The organism is Mesorhizobium sp. M5C.F.Ca.ET.164.01.1.1, assembly GCF_004792125.1.
In the GTDB taxonomy this organism is placed as follows: Bacteria; Pseudomonadota; Alphaproteobacteria; order Rhizobiales; family Rhizobiaceae; genus Mesorhizobium; species Mesorhizobium wenxiniae.
Genome location: NZ_SRTG01000003.1, coordinates 180178 through 195290, shown reverse-complemented (window position 1 = coordinate 195290; position 15113 = coordinate 180178). Strand labels below are relative to the sequence as shown.

20 protein-coding genes and 1 pseudogene are annotated in these 15113 nt (G+C 60.9%); 7 read left to right on the top strand and 14 right to left on the bottom strand.

All coding sequences use genetic code 11. The features are described 5' to 3' along the window. Positions 1-22 precede the first annotated feature (22 nt). The 4 genes and pseudogenes from EN807_RS21930 to EN807_RS21915 all read left to right on the top strand — a co-directional run bounded on the left by EN807_RS21930 (position 23) and on the right by EN807_RS21915 (position 2646). On the top strand, positions 23-646 hold the full coding sequence (locus tag EN807_RS21930; protein ID WP_135936642.1) for a thermonuclease family protein: 624 nt from the start codon (positions 23-25) through the stop codon (positions 644-646). Between the two features lie 143 nt (positions 647-789). Next, on the top strand, positions 790-1401 hold the full coding sequence (locus tag EN807_RS21925) for a glutathione S-transferase (protein WP_135936641.1): 612 nt from the start codon (positions 790-792) through the stop codon (positions 1399-1401). Between the two features lie 16 nt (positions 1402-1417). Next, positions 1418-2035: pseudogene (locus tag EN807_RS21920) on the top strand (uracil-DNA glycosylase family protein); the annotation flags it as partial. A gap of 119 nt (positions 2036-2154) precedes the next feature. Next, the gene (locus tag EN807_RS21915; protein WP_006333679.1) at positions 2155-2646 is read left to right on the top strand and encodes an Lrp/AsnC family transcriptional regulator; all 492 of its coding nucleotides are present in this window, start codon (positions 2155-2157) and stop codon (positions 2644-2646) included. An 11-nt stretch (positions 2647-2657) separates the two neighbouring features. On the opposite strand, the gene EN807_RS21910 is transcribed toward EN807_RS21915, so the two are convergent. The 12 genes from EN807_RS21910 to moaA all read right to left on the bottom strand — a co-directional run bounded on the left by EN807_RS21910 (position 2658) and on the right by moaA (position 11821). Beyond that, a complete protein-coding gene (locus EN807_RS21910) occupies positions 2658-3227 on the bottom strand; it encodes a DUF3299 domain-containing protein (protein WP_135936640.1) in 570 nt (189 codons plus the stop codon). Between the two features lie 47 nt (positions 3228-3274). After that, on the bottom strand, positions 3275-3658 hold the full coding sequence (locus EN807_RS21905) for a GNAT family N-acetyltransferase (protein WP_246684266.1): 384 nt from the start codon (positions 3656-3658) through the stop codon (positions 3275-3277). A 157-nt stretch (positions 3659-3815) separates the two neighbouring features. Continuing rightward, the gene (locus tag EN807_RS21900) at positions 3816-4517 is read right to left on the bottom strand and encodes a DNA alkylation repair protein (protein ID WP_135936638.1); all 702 of its coding nucleotides are present in this window, start codon (positions 4515-4517) and stop codon (positions 3816-3818) included. Positions 4518-4524: 7 nt separating this feature from the next. Then, a complete protein-coding gene (locus EN807_RS21895) occupies positions 4525-5394 on the bottom strand; it encodes an NAD(P)-dependent oxidoreductase (protein WP_135936637.1) in 870 nt (289 codons plus the stop codon). A 62-nt stretch (positions 5395-5456) separates the two neighbouring features. After that, a complete protein-coding gene (locus EN807_RS21890) occupies positions 5457-6290 on the bottom strand; it encodes an ABC transporter permease (RefSeq protein WP_135936636.1) in 834 nt (277 codons plus the stop codon). After that, a complete protein-coding gene (locus EN807_RS21885; protein ID WP_065010016.1) occupies positions 6287-7000 on the bottom strand; it encodes an ABC transporter permease in 714 nt (237 codons plus the stop codon). Before EN807_RS21885 ends, EN807_RS21890 begins: the two co-directional genes overlap by 4 nt. 116 nt (positions 7001-7116) lie before the next feature. Continuing rightward, positions 7117-7899 (bottom strand): ABC transporter substrate-binding protein, encoded by a 783-nt coding sequence (locus EN807_RS21880; RefSeq protein ID WP_127211438.1) that lies wholly within the window; start codon positions 7897-7899, stop codon positions 7117-7119. A 218-nt stretch (positions 7900-8117) separates the two neighbouring features. Then, complete coding sequence (gene mobB, locus EN807_RS21875) at positions 8118-8627, bottom strand: molybdopterin-guanine dinucleotide biosynthesis protein B (protein WP_135936635.1); 510 nt, start codon at positions 8625-8627, stop codon at positions 8118-8120. Next, positions 8624-9256: a molybdenum cofactor guanylyltransferase MobA gene (gene mobA, locus EN807_RS21870; protein ID WP_135936634.1), complete on the bottom strand. Its 633-nt coding sequence runs from the start codon at positions 9254-9256 to the stop codon at positions 8624-8626. Before mobA ends, mobB begins: the two co-directional genes overlap by 4 nt. A gap of 40 nt (positions 9257-9296) precedes the next feature. Beyond that, positions 9297-10217, bottom strand: coding sequence for a DMT family transporter (locus tag EN807_RS21865; RefSeq protein WP_135936633.1), 921 nt, complete (start codon positions 10215-10217; stop codon positions 9297-9299). A gap of 126 nt (positions 10218-10343) precedes the next feature. Beyond that, a complete protein-coding gene (locus EN807_RS21860; protein ID WP_135936632.1) occupies positions 10344-10700 on the bottom strand; it encodes a hypothetical protein in 357 nt (118 codons plus the stop codon). A 125-nt stretch (positions 10701-10825) separates the two neighbouring features. Then, positions 10826-11821: a GTP 3',8-cyclase MoaA gene (gene moaA, locus EN807_RS21855; protein ID WP_135936631.1), complete on the bottom strand. Its 996-nt coding sequence runs from the start codon at positions 11819-11821 to the stop codon at positions 10826-10828. Positions 11822-12020: 199 nt separating this feature from the next. On the opposite strand from moaA, the gene EN807_RS21850 reads away from it, so the two are divergent. Beyond that, positions 12021-12374, top strand: coding sequence for a DUF971 domain-containing protein (locus EN807_RS21850; RefSeq protein ID WP_135936630.1), 354 nt, complete (start codon positions 12021-12023; stop codon positions 12372-12374). Here the strand turns inward: EN807_RS21850 and EN807_RS21845 are convergent. Then, positions 12371-12826, bottom strand: coding sequence for a nuclear transport factor 2 family protein (locus EN807_RS21845; protein WP_135936629.1), 456 nt, complete (start codon positions 12824-12826; stop codon positions 12371-12373). The two genes, EN807_RS21850 and EN807_RS21845, sit on opposite strands and share 4 nt — an antisense overlap. Before the next feature lie 162 nt (positions 12827-12988). Between EN807_RS21845 and EN807_RS21840 the strand changes: the two genes are divergently transcribed. Beyond that, a complete protein-coding gene (locus EN807_RS21840; RefSeq protein WP_135936628.1) occupies positions 12989-13600 on the top strand; it encodes a pyridoxamine 5'-phosphate oxidase family protein in 612 nt (203 codons plus the stop codon). Between the two features lie 84 nt (positions 13601-13684). Here the strand turns inward: EN807_RS21840 and EN807_RS21835 are convergent, their stop codons facing one another. After that, positions 13685-14137, bottom strand: a complete 453-nt coding sequence (locus tag EN807_RS21835) for a MarR family transcriptional regulator (RefSeq protein ID WP_029352506.1) — start codon at positions 14135-14137, stop codon at positions 13685-13687. Between the two features lie 48 nt (positions 14138-14185). Between EN807_RS21835 and EN807_RS21830 the strand changes: the two genes are divergently transcribed. Continuing rightward, positions 14186-15097 (top strand): alpha/beta fold hydrolase, encoded by a 912-nt coding sequence (locus tag EN807_RS21830; protein WP_135936627.1) that lies wholly within the window; start codon positions 14186-14188, stop codon positions 15095-15097. The last annotated feature ends 16 nt before the right edge of the window (positions 15098-15113 follow it).

Sequence of the window (15113 nt, the reverse complement as noted above, 5' to 3'; positions counted from 1 at the left end):
TGATTAACCAACGGTTTGCCATATGAACCGTTCGTGGTCGCGGCGATCGCGACAGCGGTACGTCCCGCCGCGGCCGCGAAGCGTTTGGCGCCGGCTGGTAGACTACGCACTAACCGTCATCGTCCTCGGTCTGCTGATCCTTCTGGCGGCGCGCCTTGATCGGATCGAGACGCGCAAGACGGAGGGTGCCGCCGTCATCAATGACGGCGATACGATCACGCTCGGTACCGAGCGCATCCGTATGCGCGGCATTGACGCCCCCGAATATTCGCAAGTCTGCCGCAAGGCCGGCGCCGACTATCCCTGCGGCAAGCTGGCGCGGCAGTCGCTGGTGCGCCTGATATCAGGCAAACCCGTCTCCTGCACCGGCTGGCAGCGCGACCGCTACGGCCGGCTGCTCGGCGATTGCAACGCCGGCGGCAAGGACCTCAACCGCGCCCAAGTCCAGGCCGGCTGGGCGGTTGCCTATGGCGATTTCGAAACTGAGGAAGCCGCTGCCCGCTCCGGCAAGGCCGGCATCTGGGCCGGCACTTTCGACGAGCCGCACGATTGGCGCGAGAGCCACGATCCCGAGGTGGTCGAAAGAAAGCACGGTCGTTTGGCTTCGATCGGCGATGGCTTGCAAGAAATTTTTCGCTTCTGGTGATGGTCAACCTTATAGTTATTGCAACAGACCTGATCAGAGCGACGTGCTTTCATTGGACAAGGCATGCGCTAAGATTTTTGAATCTTCGCATCGTGTTTACGAAAATCGATTCGGATTTCGGGCCGATGCGATAGGAGGATGGAATGAAACTCTTCGACGGCGGCCGGGCGCCCAATCCACGGCGGGTTCGCGTCTTCCTTGCCGAAAAGGGGCTTCAAGTTCCGCTGGTGCCCGTCGACATGGGGGCGCTGGAACACAGAGAGCAGCCGGTCAGTTCGCGCAACCCGCTGCAGCGTCTGCCGGTGCTCGAACTCGACGACGGCACCGTCATCACCGAATCCGTCGCCATCTGCCGCTATTTCGAGGAGTTGCACCCGGAACCAGCGTTGTTCGGACGCGGCGCGCTCGGCAAGGCGCTAGTCGAGATGTGGCAAAGACGCATGGAGCTCAACCTGCTCAGTTGCGTCGCCGCCGCGTTCCGGCACATTCATCCGGCGATGAAGGAATGGGAGGTTCCGCAAATTCTCGAATGGGGCGAGGCCAACAAGCCGAAAGCCGTTGGATTCCTGAAACTCCTCGACGACGAGTTGGCGAACCGGGAATTCGTCGCCGGCGATGCCTATTCGATCGCCGACATCACCGGGCTGATTGCCATCGACTTCATGAAGCCGGCGCGTATCAAGGTGCCGGAAGATTGTCCCAACGTGCTGCGCTGGCATCAGGCGATCTCCATCCGGCCGAGCGCCGCCGCCTGAGAATGAGTTCCCGAGAATGAGCGAAGAGCTGGAAAACTTCGCGGCGAGGGTACGCGCCTGCCGTATCTGCGTCGAAAACCCGGTCGGCCGCCCGTTGCAGCACGAGCCGCGCCCGGTGCTGAGACCGTCGTCGAGCGCCCGTATCCTGATTGCCAGCCAGGCACCGGGCACCAAGGTGCATGTGTCAGGCATGCCGTTCACCGACGCCTCCGGCGATCGGTTGCGGAACTGGCTGGGCGTCAGCAGCGAAGAATTCTACGACACGACAAAATTCGCTATCGTGCCGATGGGCTTTTGCTTTCCCGGCCAGGATGCCAAGGGCGGCGACCTGCCGCCGCGCCGCGAATGTGCAGCGGCCTGGCGTGCGCCGCTGATGGCACTGATGCCGCGCATCGACCTGGTGCTGACGATCGGCAGCTACGCGCAATCCTGGCACATGGGCGGCGCGCGCCGGCCCTCGCTGACGGAGACGGTGATGGATTGGCGCACCATCTGGGATGTGCCCAGCAACCCGAAAGTGCTGCCGCTGCCGCATCCGTCGTGGCGCAACACCGGCTGGCTGAAGCGCAATCCATGGTTTGAAATGGATTTGCTGCCGTTTCTGAGATCGGAAATCCGCTATCGCCTCGGCTGAAGCGTGAGCAAGAAATCACTTGCTTTTACGCCATCCGGCAGAATTTCTTTCTTGTGAATGGCCTAAATAAGAAGGACTATAGCCAATCTATTCCTAGTCTATCCCTGTGGGAGCACCCAATGGACCGTCTTGACAGAAAAATCCTCCGCCTCTTGCAGGAGGACGCGACGCTCGCGGTCGCCGATGTCGCCAAAAAAGTCGGACTGTCGACCACGCCCTGCTGGCGGCGCATCCAGAAGCTCGAGGAGGAAGGCGTCATCAAGCGGCGCGTCGCCATCCTCGACCATGAAAAGGTCAATGTGCGTGTCACCGTCTTTGTGTCGATTCGCACCAATTCGCACAGCCATGAATGGCTGCGGCGCTTTTCGGAGGTTATCCAGGAATTTCCGGAAGTGGTCGAGTTCTACCGCATGAGCGGCGACGTCGACTATCTCTTGCGCGTGGTGGTGCCCGACATCGCTGCTTACGACGCATTCTACAAGCGGCTGATCGCCAAGATCGAGATCCGCGACGTCTCATCGTCCTTTGCCATGGAGCAGATCAAGTACACGACCGAAATGCCGCTGGACTACATGGTGCTGGACAAGGAATCGGGCGCGAACGCTGCATGAGTTTTTGTCGCTTAGTTCTTCTTCTTGTTGAGAAAACGCCACGGTGAGTTTGCCGGCTGTGTGATGGTGTCCGGCACCACGTCGACGTCCATCACCTCCGCCTTGCGTACCGTGTAGCCCGACTGGATGACGCTGACACCGTCGAGGATGAAGAGCTGACTTTTCTCCATGCCCGGCTCCAGGGCGCCGGTCACGGAAACCGGCTGATAGGCTTCCGACATCCGGTAGGGGCGGACGGGCGTGACGAGGACGATCTGATTGGGTGGCGGCGTCGGCATGTGGCTGCACGCACCTGTCCACGGCACCAGCAGGAACTGGTAGACGAGATCGTCTTCGCGATCGACCGGTAACGCGTACCCCGCCAGTTGGACGGTCTTGTCCTGCAGATTGAGAGACAGCGTCTCGCCATGATCGGGCATTTTTGCCGCGATCATCGGCAAACCGACACTTTCGGCAGCAGGCTGGGTCTCCGGACGCAGATCCTTCCAGAATATGCGCGCGGTTTCGGCGGAAGCGCTGCCCGCCGCGATGGAAATCAGCACGGCCGCCAGCGCCGCAGTCGATTTGGGACGATTGCTCATCGTGTGCTCTCCATTTGACAGGAGTAAAGCTGCCGTCGCCGACAGGGTCAACGGTCGAGCCGCATCACATGCCGGCGCGAGCCGGCCATGCCGATCTCGTGGAATCCGCGGGCCACGAACATGTCTCGAAAGCCCATGAAACGGTAACTCGGCGATGCCTGGTCGACCGGATAAGCCTCGATCGTCCTGGCGCCTTTGGCGAAGGCGTGATTGATGGCCGCGTCGAGCAGTGCGCTTGCCAGTCCACGGCCGCGCGACGCCCTCGGCACATAGAAGCAGACGATCGACCAAACGCCCGCCTCGCTGTGGTCCTGCTCCTGCGACAGCTTGCGATAGGTCTCGCGTGGCGCCACGGAGCACCAGCCGACGGTCTTGCCTTCGGCACAGGCGGCGATGCCGACCGGCGTGCCGGCTTCGATGAGCGCCATCATAGCCCGTCTCCTCTCATAGTTGGACGCATGTTCGCGGTTTTCGAGGTGGCGCCAGGCCATGCACCAGCAATATTTTGGGCCGCCCGCCTGCTCGAACAGATTTTCGAAATCAGCGCGTGTCGAACGCGTCACCTCCGTAAAGAGGATTTCGTCCCAGTCAGCCTTTCCTGGCGAGTCGCGCGAGCGTTTTGGCATCGGAAAGTTCCCTCGCGGCATCCTTGCCGACCCAGCGCGCCGTCTTGTCGGTCGAAACAGCCAGCTTCTGTGCCAAGGCAAGGGCAGCGCCGTGCAAATTCATCGATCGCTTGCCGATCGAACGAAGCGCCCAGTTCACCGCCTTCTTCACAAAATTGCGGCCGTCGGTGGCATGCACTTCGATGATCGACAGGAAGTCGAGAAAGGTCGCCTCTGGTTCATTCTTCCGGTGGACCACCGACCAGGCCATCATGGCAAAAGCCGTGCGTCGAACGAATTCCCGTTCGTCGACTGCGAATTCGGCGATCAGTTCCCTCCAGCAATCCGTATCGACAAAGAGATCTGAGACGCCGTCGACGATATCCCATGAGTCGAAAGTTGCCGCCCATCGCCTTGCATCCGCGGCAGAGAACCGCTTCGGATCGGCCGTGACGGAAGCGATGAACTGCGCTTCCATGATGCCTGTCTGCCATAGCTCGAAGGCACGCTCATGGTTGCGCTTGATTTTCTTGGCAATCTGCCGCTGCACGCCATGCGAGATACCGAGCGCACGTTCGATCTTGATGCCGTAGCGCAGCATGCCAAGGCGATTCTCCTCCGAGCCGATCGAGCGCAGATGGACGACAATTTCCTCGGCGCTGGATTGAGGCGACAGCTCGGCCACGGCAAGCCTACTTTTCCAATCGCGCCAGCAGCGAAGACGTATCCCAGCGTTTGCCGCCCATCCCCTGCACATCCTTGTAGAATTGGTCGACAAGTGCCGTCACCGGCAGCTTGGCGCCATTGCGGTCGGCCTCCGCCAGGCAGATGCCGAGGTCCTTGCGCATCCAGTCGACAGCGAAGCCGAAATCATATTTGCCGGCATTCATCGTCTTGTGGCGGTTCTCCATCTGCCACGAGCCGGCCGCTCCCTTCGAGATCACCTCGATGACTTTCTCGATGTCGAGCCCGGCCTTCTTGCCGAAATGGATGCCTTCGGCCAGCCCTTGGACAAGACCGGCGATGCAGATTTGGTTGATCATCTTGGTGAGCTGGCCGGAGCCGGCCAGGCCCATCAGCCCGACCATGCGGGCATAAGCATCGATGACAGGCTTCGCCTGCTCGAAGGCATTCTGATCGCCGCCGACCATGACGGTCAGCACGCCGTTTTCGGCGCCGGCCTGACCGCCGGAGACCGGTGCGTCGAGGAACGAGAAACCGCCCAATACCGCCTTCTCGGCCAGTTCGCGCGCGACTTCAGCGGAGGCCGTGGTGTTGTCGATGAAGACGGCCCCCTTCTTCATCGTCTGGAACGCACCCTCGGCTCCAATCGTCACCGCGCGCAGGTCGTCGTCATTGCCAACGCAGGAAAAGACAAAATCCTTGCCGTCGGCCGCTTCTGCCGGCGTGTTGGCGGCACTCCCGCCATGCTGGGCAACCCATTGCTCGGCCTTTGCCTTGGTGCGGTTGTAGACGGTGACGTCGTGGCCGCCCTTGTTCCTGAGATGTCCGGCCATTGGATAGCCCATGACGCCAAGACCGAGAAATGCCACCGATGTCATATTTCGAATCCCTTCAAGCCGTGTTTCCGGCCTTCTTAGCGGATCGGGCAAAGCTATGGGAGTCAGCGGTGCAGATGGATGGTAATACGCCGTTCTATCCACTCGACCGCGTGGCGGAGTATCTCGACAATGATCAGATAGATGATCGCCGCCCAGATATAGGACTGGAAGTCGAAAGTGCGCGAATAGGTGAGCTTCGTAATGCCCATCAGATCATAGACGGTGATGAGGGCCACGATGGCAGAGCCTTTGATCATCAGGATGATCTCATTGCCATAGGGACGCAGCGCCACGATCAGCGCCTGTGGCAGGATGATCTTGCGCAGTGTTTGCAGTTTGTGCAGGCCAAGCGAGGCAGCGCCTTCCCACTGACCCCTGGGGACGCTCTCGATTGCGCCACGCAGGATCTCAGCCTGATAGGCTGCCGTATTGAGGGTGAACGAGAAAATGGCGCAGTACCAGGCTTCCCGAAAAAAGCCCCACAGGCCGACAGCTTCAAGTGCCGGTCGAAACGAACCCACTCCATAGTAGATAAGAAAGACTTGGGTCAAAAGCGGAGTACCGCGGAAGAAGTAGACATAAGCGTAGGCAAAGCTGGACAGGATCCGGTTCCTGGACATCCGCGCGTAGGCGACAGGAACTGAAAGGACGGCTCCCAACACGATCGACACAGCGACAAGCGTGAGAGTCACGCCCAGGCCAGAGATGTAGCCCGGGGCGTATTTTTGGACGAGTTCGGAATTCCAAGCCTCGACCAAGTATACAATCATGCCGATGCCGAGCACGATCCAGAGACTGACCAACGCATATCCCAATACACGTTGCCGGGACCAGCCGCGCGGTATTGCTGGCGGTTTTTCGACCTTGGTCGCCACGTCGGCTGCTGCCGCGCTCATCGCTGCACCTGTTGTCGGCCAACCCTGCGTTCAATGGCATTGATGCCGAAGGACGAGATGATGGCGAGGAGCAGATAGATAAGAGCAGCGACCCCAAAAAAAAGGAATGCGTGCTTGGTGACGCGGGCGGCGACGCCCGCTTGCCGCAATATGTCGGCAAGACCGATGGCGGAAACCAGCGCTGTATCCTTGAGCAGGATGAGCCACAGATTGGCAAGGCCCGGCAGGGCAATACGAATAAGCTGCGGCAGCACCACCAGTCGCATCGTCTGCCAGCCCGACAGGCCAACCGAATAGCCGCCCTCATACTGTCCCTTCGGGATGGCGCGGAACGCGGAGAGGAAGACCTCGCTGGCGTAGGACGAGAAGACGACGCCGAGCGCGATCATGCCGGAAACAAATGCGTTCACTTCGACCGCAGCGGTCGGGTCATACAGGCGCATCAACTGCTGGATGCCGATTTGCGCGCCGTAAAAGATCATGAACAAGGTCAGCAGCTCGGGCAATCCACGAAAGATCGTGGTGTAGATATTGCCGGCCAGCCGCAGCGACGGCTCATTGGACTGCTTGGCCAGTGCGACCAGAAACCCGATCATCAGACCGACAGGCAGGGTCGCGGCAGCAAGCGAAACGGTGATGAAAACGCCGTAGGCAATATCGTCGAGCCAGCCCTCGGGTCCCCAACTGAGCAGCGTCCAAACGCTTTGCATCCGCCTGCCTGTTCTCCTGTATGGGTTCTTTGAGAGCAGCGCGGCGTCACTCCTCGTGCGCCGCTCCTTGTGCGAACGGCGGGAATGTCCCGCCGTTCGCTGTCAATCCGGAAGGATCAGGACTCGCCGCCGTAGACATCGTACTTGAAGTACTTGTCGTTGATTTCCTTGTACTTTCCGTTGGCGCGGATGGCGTCGATCGCCTTATTGAACTGATTGACCAACTCGGTATCGCCCTTGCGTACCGCGATGCCGGCGCCCGGGCCATGGATCTCGATGTCGGGTGTGATCGCACCGATCAGCTTGCAGCAGGCGCCGTCCGGCGTGGCAAGCCAGCCTTCGAGAACAGTGATATCATCGTTGACCGCATCAACGCGGCCATTGGCGAGATCGAGCTGGTATTCCTGCGCGGTCGGGTACGGCTTGATTGTACTGTCGGTATAAGCCTTGGTTGAATAATTGAAGTGGGTAGTGGACGCCTGCACGCCGATCGTCTTGCCGGCTAGGTCCTCCTTAGTCACGCCCTTGATGTCGCTGTCCTTGGGCGCGGCGATCGCCGGCGGCGTGTTGTAGTATTTGTTGGTGAAGTCGACTTTCTCGGCACGCTCCGGCGTAATCGACATCGAGGCGACGATGGCGTCGAACTTGCCGGCCTGAAGCGCCGGGATAATGCCGTCCCAATCCTGCGCGACGAAGGTGCACTTCACCTTCATCTCTTCGCAAAGCGCGTTGGCGATGTCGATGTCGAAGCCCACGAGCTGGCCATCGGCAGTCAGGTTGTTGAATGGCGGATAGGCTCCCTCCGTGCCGATCCTCAAGGTTTTCTCCTGGGCCTGGGCAACGCCCAGGGTCAGCAGCGCGGCCGATGCGGCGAGCGCTATACGCAGTGCAGTACGCATGATGGTCCTCTCTGTATGTTCCCGGCCGTCGTTCCAAACGGCTCTGTGGGCGGTTCTTTTGACCGCCCCGCTGACGCGATACTCCCATTCTTTCCCAAAAAAAAGCAACTGTAAAACCGTTGCTTGCGGGGGTTCGTATTCCCAGACAATGCTGACGTTGGGGCAGGCATATCAGCGAGGAAATAGGGGGGCGGAAGAATGCTCCTTCAGCAGTACCCTCAGCGCCTCAAACCTGTCGCGCGCTCGATGAAGTCGGCTATCGATTTCGTGTCGTCGAGATCGAAGACAGGCAGCCTTTCGTACGCTAAGGCGAAGTCGGCGGCGATGGCGACGATCTGTGGATCATTTGCCGAAAGCGGTGCCTGGTCCTTAGCCTCCAGCCGCCGCGTTTCGATCTTGCTGTGCGCCTCGCGCTTGTAGCCTTCGACCAGCACGATGTCGGAGGTGCCGAGCCGCGACAGGATCGCGTCCAGCGTCGGCTCGTCATCGCCGCGCAATTCGTGCATCAGCGCCCAGCGCCTGTCAGACACGATGGCGACTTCAGTGGCTCCGGCCTGCCGGTGGCGAAAACTGTCCGCCCCCGGTTTATCGATGTCGAAATCATGATGGGCGTGTTTCACCGTCGAGACTTTCCAGCCACGCCGAACGAGTTCGGCGACCAGCTTTTCGGTCAGTGTCGTCTTGCCGGAATTCTTCCAGCCGGTGATACCGAAGACGCGTCTCATCATGGCTCCGTGCTCTGCAACAGACGTTCGGCCCGAACGAGGTCGTCTGACGTATTGATGTTGAAGAAAGGATCGTGCAGATGGCCTCCCGAGATCAGCATCGGGAATTCCACATCGACAAAATCATGCCGGTCGATGAAAGCGGAAACCCGCCTGACATCCTCATCGACCAGAAAACGCCGCAATGCGTCGTGCAGCCCCAGCGGCCAAAGCGCGAATGTCGGATGCCGTTTGCCGCCGGAACAGGCGACGGCGATCGCGCCGGGACGTTCGTCGACTGCCGCGGCCAGCCGCTCAACCAGATTTTCGGGCAGGAACGGTGTATCGCCCGCAGCCGTGACAAGTGCCTCGCAAGTCGTGTTCGCGGCAGCCCATTCGAGGCCGGTCAGGATCCCGGCGAGCGGTCCGGCGAAACCTTTCACCGTATCGGCAAACACCGGAAGCCCAACCCCGGCAAACCGTGCCGGGTCACCATTGGCGCTGAGCACCAGTGGACCGACCTGCGGAGCAAAGCGCGCAACGACATGGTCCAGCAGGCTGCCGCCGCCGAGCGCAAGCAGGCCCTTGTCGCCGCCGCCCATTCGCCGCGACTGGCCACCGGCCAGAATGACGCCGGCAATGTCTTTAGTCATCGTCTTTCGTCCATGCGGTCGCTCGCCGCGATCGGCAAGCCTATATGCCGTCCGGCGCCATGTCAGGTCCAGCGCTTTCGGCGGCTGTCTTTTGCCGGCCGACGACCCGTTCGCGGTAGAGGGCGTAGAGGCCGGAACCGACAATGACGCTGGCGCCGAGGATCATCGGCAGGTCGGGGACGTCGCCGAAAATGAACAGGCCAAGCAGGATCGACCAGAGCAGGGCTGTGTAGCGGAATGGCGCGATGAACGAGATGTCGCCCTCCCGCATCGCCATGATGATGAACTGGTAACCGATGACCACGAGCACTGCCGCCAATGCCAGCAACGCCGTGCTTTCTCCCGTCATCGGTGTCCACCCACCCATTGGCGAAAGCAGCGCCGCGCCGAGCACTGTCATGGCAAGTGCCGTGGCGGTCGACACCAGCAATGTCGGAATGGCTTGCGGTATCCGCTTGGTGGCGAGATCACGCACCGCACAACAGGCGACACAGGCCAGCGCCAGCAGCGAATAGCCACTGAATCCCTCGAAGCCGGGCCGCACGATAATCAGCACCCCGGCAAAGCCGCTGGCGATGGCCAGCCAGCGCCGCCAGCCGACGCCTTCGTTGAACACAAGCGCTGCGCCCATCGTCACCGCCAGCGGCAGCGCCTGCAGCACGGCCGAGACGTTGGCGATCGGCAGATGCGCCAAAGCAACCAGGAACGACACAGTAGCGCCGGCTTCGCCGGCGACGCGCACTGCAACCATCGGCTGCAGCATCGAGCCGGGCAGGGCAAGCGCACCGCGTTGCCAGGCAAGCAGGCCCACGAAAAGCGAAGCGAAGGCGCCGCGGATCAGCATGACCTGCGCCATGTTCATGGATTCCGACGAGACTTTGGTGATCGCGTCGTTGAGGGTGAAACCAATCATGGCCACCACCATGAACAGCGCGCCGCGAAGATTTGGAGAAAGACGCAAAGGCGTTACCGGGTTGTGCTTTTGCATCAAGCCTGTAGCAGCCGGTCATAAGACAGCAACGTCAAAAGGCTGGGCCACAGCCTTTCGCGTGGCTTAGCGATGTCTGGTGTGCCAGGACAGCAGAACTTAGTTCGGCGTCAGCATTTCGGTGCCATTGCCTTCCTTGCCGGCGATCGTCCACAGGCCGTGCAGCGAGCCGTCCTCCTGTACCTTATAGACGACAAGGCCAACCGCCTTGCCCATGACATAGCCTGCCGAGAAGACATCGTCGTTTCGCATGCAGATGCCGTCCGAGGACGAGCCGCCTGTCTCCCAGTGGATTGTGCAGGTCGTCTCGCTGGTCAGCGTGATGGTTGCCTCGCCGCCATAGGACGATCCGTCAAAATTGGTGCCGGCGACGATATAGGTGCCGCCGATCGACTGGGCGGCCGCGGGCACAGCCGCGAGCCCAAGCAATGCAAGAGAAAGACTGAATTTGCGCATGTTGCATGTTGTGTTCCCCCACCGAGCGAGGATCCGCTCCGGAGCAGGAGGCTAGGCTGGAACGTTTCGCCAGTAAATCGGCAACCGTTTGCGGACCAGACTTTTTCTGGGTGTGATCGAGAAGATCAGCCGCCGGTGACGCTCATGTGCCGCGACACCGACGGGCGGTTGGTCCGGCGGTCGATGATGAAATCGTGGCCCTTCGGCTTGCGGCCAATGGCTTCATCGATGGCATCGGCGACCAATTCGTTGCCTTCGGAGGCACGCAACGGTGCACGCAGATCGGCGGCATCTTCCTGGCCGAGGCACATATAGAGCGTGCCGGTGCAGGTCAGCCGGACGCGGTTGCAGCTCTCGCAGAAATTATGCGTCATCGGCGTGATGAAGCCGAGCCTGCCACCGGTCTCGGCGACATGGACGTAGCGGGCCGGACCACCGGTCTTGTAGGGGATATCGGTCAGCGTGAACTGCCGCTCCAGCGCTGCACGCAGAAGCGACAGCGGCAGATACTGGTCGGTGCGGTCGGCGTCGATCTCGCCCATCGGCATGGTTTCGATGATCGTCAACTCCATGCCGCGGCCGTGCGCCCAGCGCAGCATCTCCGGCAGCTCGGCGTCATTGAAATCCTTCAGCGCCACCGCATTGAGCTTTACCTTCAGTCCCGCTGCCTGCGCAGCGTCGATGCCTTCCATGACCTTGTCGAGATTGCCCCAGCGGGTAATCTGGCGGAATTTTTCCGGGTCCAGGGTGTCCAGCGAGACGTTGATCCGCTTGACCCCGCAATCGGCGAGTTCAGCGGCAAAACGCGAAAGCTGTGAGCCGTTGGTGGTCAGCGTCAGTTCTTCCAGAGCGCCGCTTTCGAGATGACGCGAAATCTGGCGCACCAGATGCATGATATTCTTGCGCACCAGCGGCTCGCCGCCGGTAAGACGCAGTTTCCTGACACCCTTTTCGATGAAAACCGTGCACAGCCGGTCGAGCTCTTCCAGCGACAGCAGATCCTTCTTGGGAAGGAACGCCATGTCCTCGGCCATGCAATAGGTGCAGCGGAAGTCGCAGCGGTCGGTGACCGACACCCTGAGATAGCTGATCGTGCGACCAAAAGGATCGATCATGTCCATGCTAGTGCGTTTCCAGTGGCTGCGAACGGCATCGTTATATATGGCTATGTGATACGATCCAACCTGCCATTCAAGATAAGAGGTCTCGATCCTTGGTAGCATCGCGCCCCCGACAGATTGTGTCGGAAGTTTAGAAGCGGCCTTTTCCCGCTGCGCGAAGCGGCGTAGGGAGAGGACAGATGATGCGGAACCTATCACCATGACGGCGCCGAAGGAACTCAGGGTCTCGAAGGACCGCAGGCTGCTTACCGTGACGTTCCCTGACCATCAGCCGTTCGAACTGGCGGCGGAGTTTCTGCGCGTGGCCTCGCCATCGGCCGAAGTGCAGGGCCATTCGCCCGAACAGCGTGTCACCGTTCCCGGCAAGCGCAACGTTGCGATCCTGAAGATCGAACCGGTCGGCAACTATGCCGTCCGCATCACCTTCGACGATTTTCACGATACCGGGATCTTCACCTGGAATTACCTGCATACGCTGGGTCATGAGAAGGAGGCACGCTGGGCCGCCTATCTCGCCGAGCTGGAAGAGAAGGGGCTAAGCCGCGATCGTTAAGCGGTCTCTGCCGCAAGCACCGACGAGCCAAGAGTCGTCACTATCTCGGCGGTGTCGTAGTAAAACGGCGTGCCTTCAATCAGGCGACCCTCCTTGAAACGCAAGACCTCCGCAAATGGCTGTACGACAACGGCACCGTTTGCACGGGCAGTCAGGCGGAGCGTACAGCTCATATACACCGTGTCATCGCTTTGGGAGGCCTGAAGACCCTCCACAGCCACATCGCTCCATATTTCCTGCATCTTGTGGAAAAGAGCACCGATGCCGTCGAGCCCATTCCAGTCACCGGCATAGGGAAGCGATTGCGGCTCATGCACGACGACCTCGGCGTGGAATGCGCCGGCAAGCATATCGACCCTGTCGGAGTCTGAGCGCAGGAAACGCATTTCAATGTCGAACATGTTTTCGAGAAGTTCCATGGCGGTGCTTCGCCGATCGAGGGTTTTGTCCATTGTTGATCTCCGTGCTGCCGGCATGATCCGTTTCATGCGGTCAGCATGGCTTGCACTTTCATGTCGTCCCCTCGACACCCGTTTCCTGACAGCCAGCCACTTGCGCGTCGCTAAAACGTCATGGAGTTGGAGTAACGCCGGCAAAGGTTCGGAGACGAAAACATGTCCGTCATCACCACGGTCGAGCAGCTCGAAGCGCTCTATGGCCTGCCCGGCGAAACCTCGCTGGTCAAGGAACTCGACCATATCATTCCCGAATACGCCGCCTTCATCGAAGCCTCGCCTTTTGCCGCGCTCGCGACCAGCGGGCCGGAAGGGCTGGATTGCTCGCCGCGCGGCGATCTCGCCGGCTTCGTCCGCATCCGTGATCCGAAAACCCTGATGATGCCGGACCGGCGCGGCAACAACCGCGCCGATTCTCTCCGGAACATCCTCCGCAATCCGCGCGTCGGCCTTTTATTCCTGGTACCTGGCTCCGGCACGACGCTGCGAGTCAACGGCCGCGCCCATATCACCACGGATGCCGCGCTCTGCGCCTCGTTCAGCGTCGACGGCAAGCCGGCGCGCTCGGTCACAGTCATCGATGTCGATTCGGTCTATTTCCAGTGCGCTCGCGCCGTCCATCGGTCGGAACTCTGGAACCCGGCGAGGCATGTCGACCCGAAGTCGCTGCCGACACCCGGAAAAATCCTGGAAATCACCAGCCGGAAAGGCATCGACGGCGAGACCTACGACACGGAATGGCCGGAGCGCGCGAAAAAGTCGATGTGGTGAGCGGATCGCTCCGCGAGCTCCATCCTTTGTTTGAGCACCGGATTTTCCCAAAACCGGTTTTCGCTTTTGGGTCCGATGCTCCAGTCACGCCTCCTTGAGGACGTCGGCAATCTTGCGCATCTGCTCGCCGATCATGTCGCATTGCTCCGGCGTCGACTGGCTCATCGCTTTCTCGATCAGCGCCATATGGACCTTCAGCGCCTGCATCAGCAGTTCCGTGCCAGCTTCGGTCAAGGTCAGCCGCAGCACCCGCTTGTCCTTCTGATCGCCTTCGCGGCGCAGCAGGCCGCGTGTCTCGAGTTGCGGCAAAAGCATGGTGATGTTGGAGCGGCCGACCAGCAGCCGGCGGGCGAGGTCATGCTGCGACATGCCGGGATGGCGGTAAAGGTTCATCAGCACGTCGAGCTGCGCCGGCTTCAGGTCCAGCGGCGCGAGCTTCGCCGCCAGCGTGCGTTCCAGTACGTGGCAGGCGCGCGCCACTGCGACCCAGTTGCGAAAACGCGGGTTGTCCCAGGGTAGCTCTTGTTTAATGTTCATGTTTGAACTATTATGTTCATGCTTGAACGAACGGGCGGATTCGCCACTATGGCATCATTTGGATTGAAGGTCATCCGGCGCGTGTTTGCCGCTGCCGAACACGTGGCTCCCCGCCTTACCGGGCGCGCGGCGTTCGAACTGTTCTGCCGCACGCCGAACGCCAAGGTTCTCAGCGACGGCGAGCGACGCGCCGTCGACCGCGCCGCCGGCTTCATGACCGAGGCGCGCCATCATCGGCTCAAGACCAAAAACGGCTGCGTCATGGTGCATGAATTCAGGCCAGAGCCGGGCAGGCGGGCCGCCGGCACGGTACTCGTCATCCATGGCTGGCGTTCGCGCACCGAATATATGCGCACGCTGATCGAAGGCTATCGCGACGCCGGTTACAAGGTTGTCTCACTCGACCTGCCGGGCCACGGCCAATCGCAGGGCCGCCGGCTCACATTGGTCAGCGCTGTTGAAGCCGCACGGCTGACCGGCGAATGGTTCGGCCCGTTCGTGGCGGTCGTCGGCCACTCCTTCGGCGGTGCCGTCGCCGCCAATGCCGTCGTCGGTTCGGTCAAGAACATTCCGCCGCTGGCCGCCGAGCGGCTGGTGCTGATTGCGGCGCCGAGTTCCCTGCCGGCGATCTTCAATGATTTCAGCCGCATGCTCAGTGTCGGCCCACGCTCGCAGGCCGCCATGGCCGACCGGGTCGAACGTATCGCTGGCCGGCCGCTGCACGAATTCGTCGGCGACCGCCAGCTTGCCAGCACGCCGGTGCCAACGCTGGTCATCCATGCGCCGGACGACCGCGAAGTGTCCGCCGACCATGCAAGGCTCTATGCCGGCGCCGGCGACCATGTGCGGCTCTATTGGGCCGACGGGCTCGGCCATCGCCGCATTCTCGCCGATAGGGGCGTGGTCGAGCGTGCGATCGGTTTCGTTGCCGAACACCGGGAACCGTCGCTGCTGCATTGACCTGAATATCTTATTT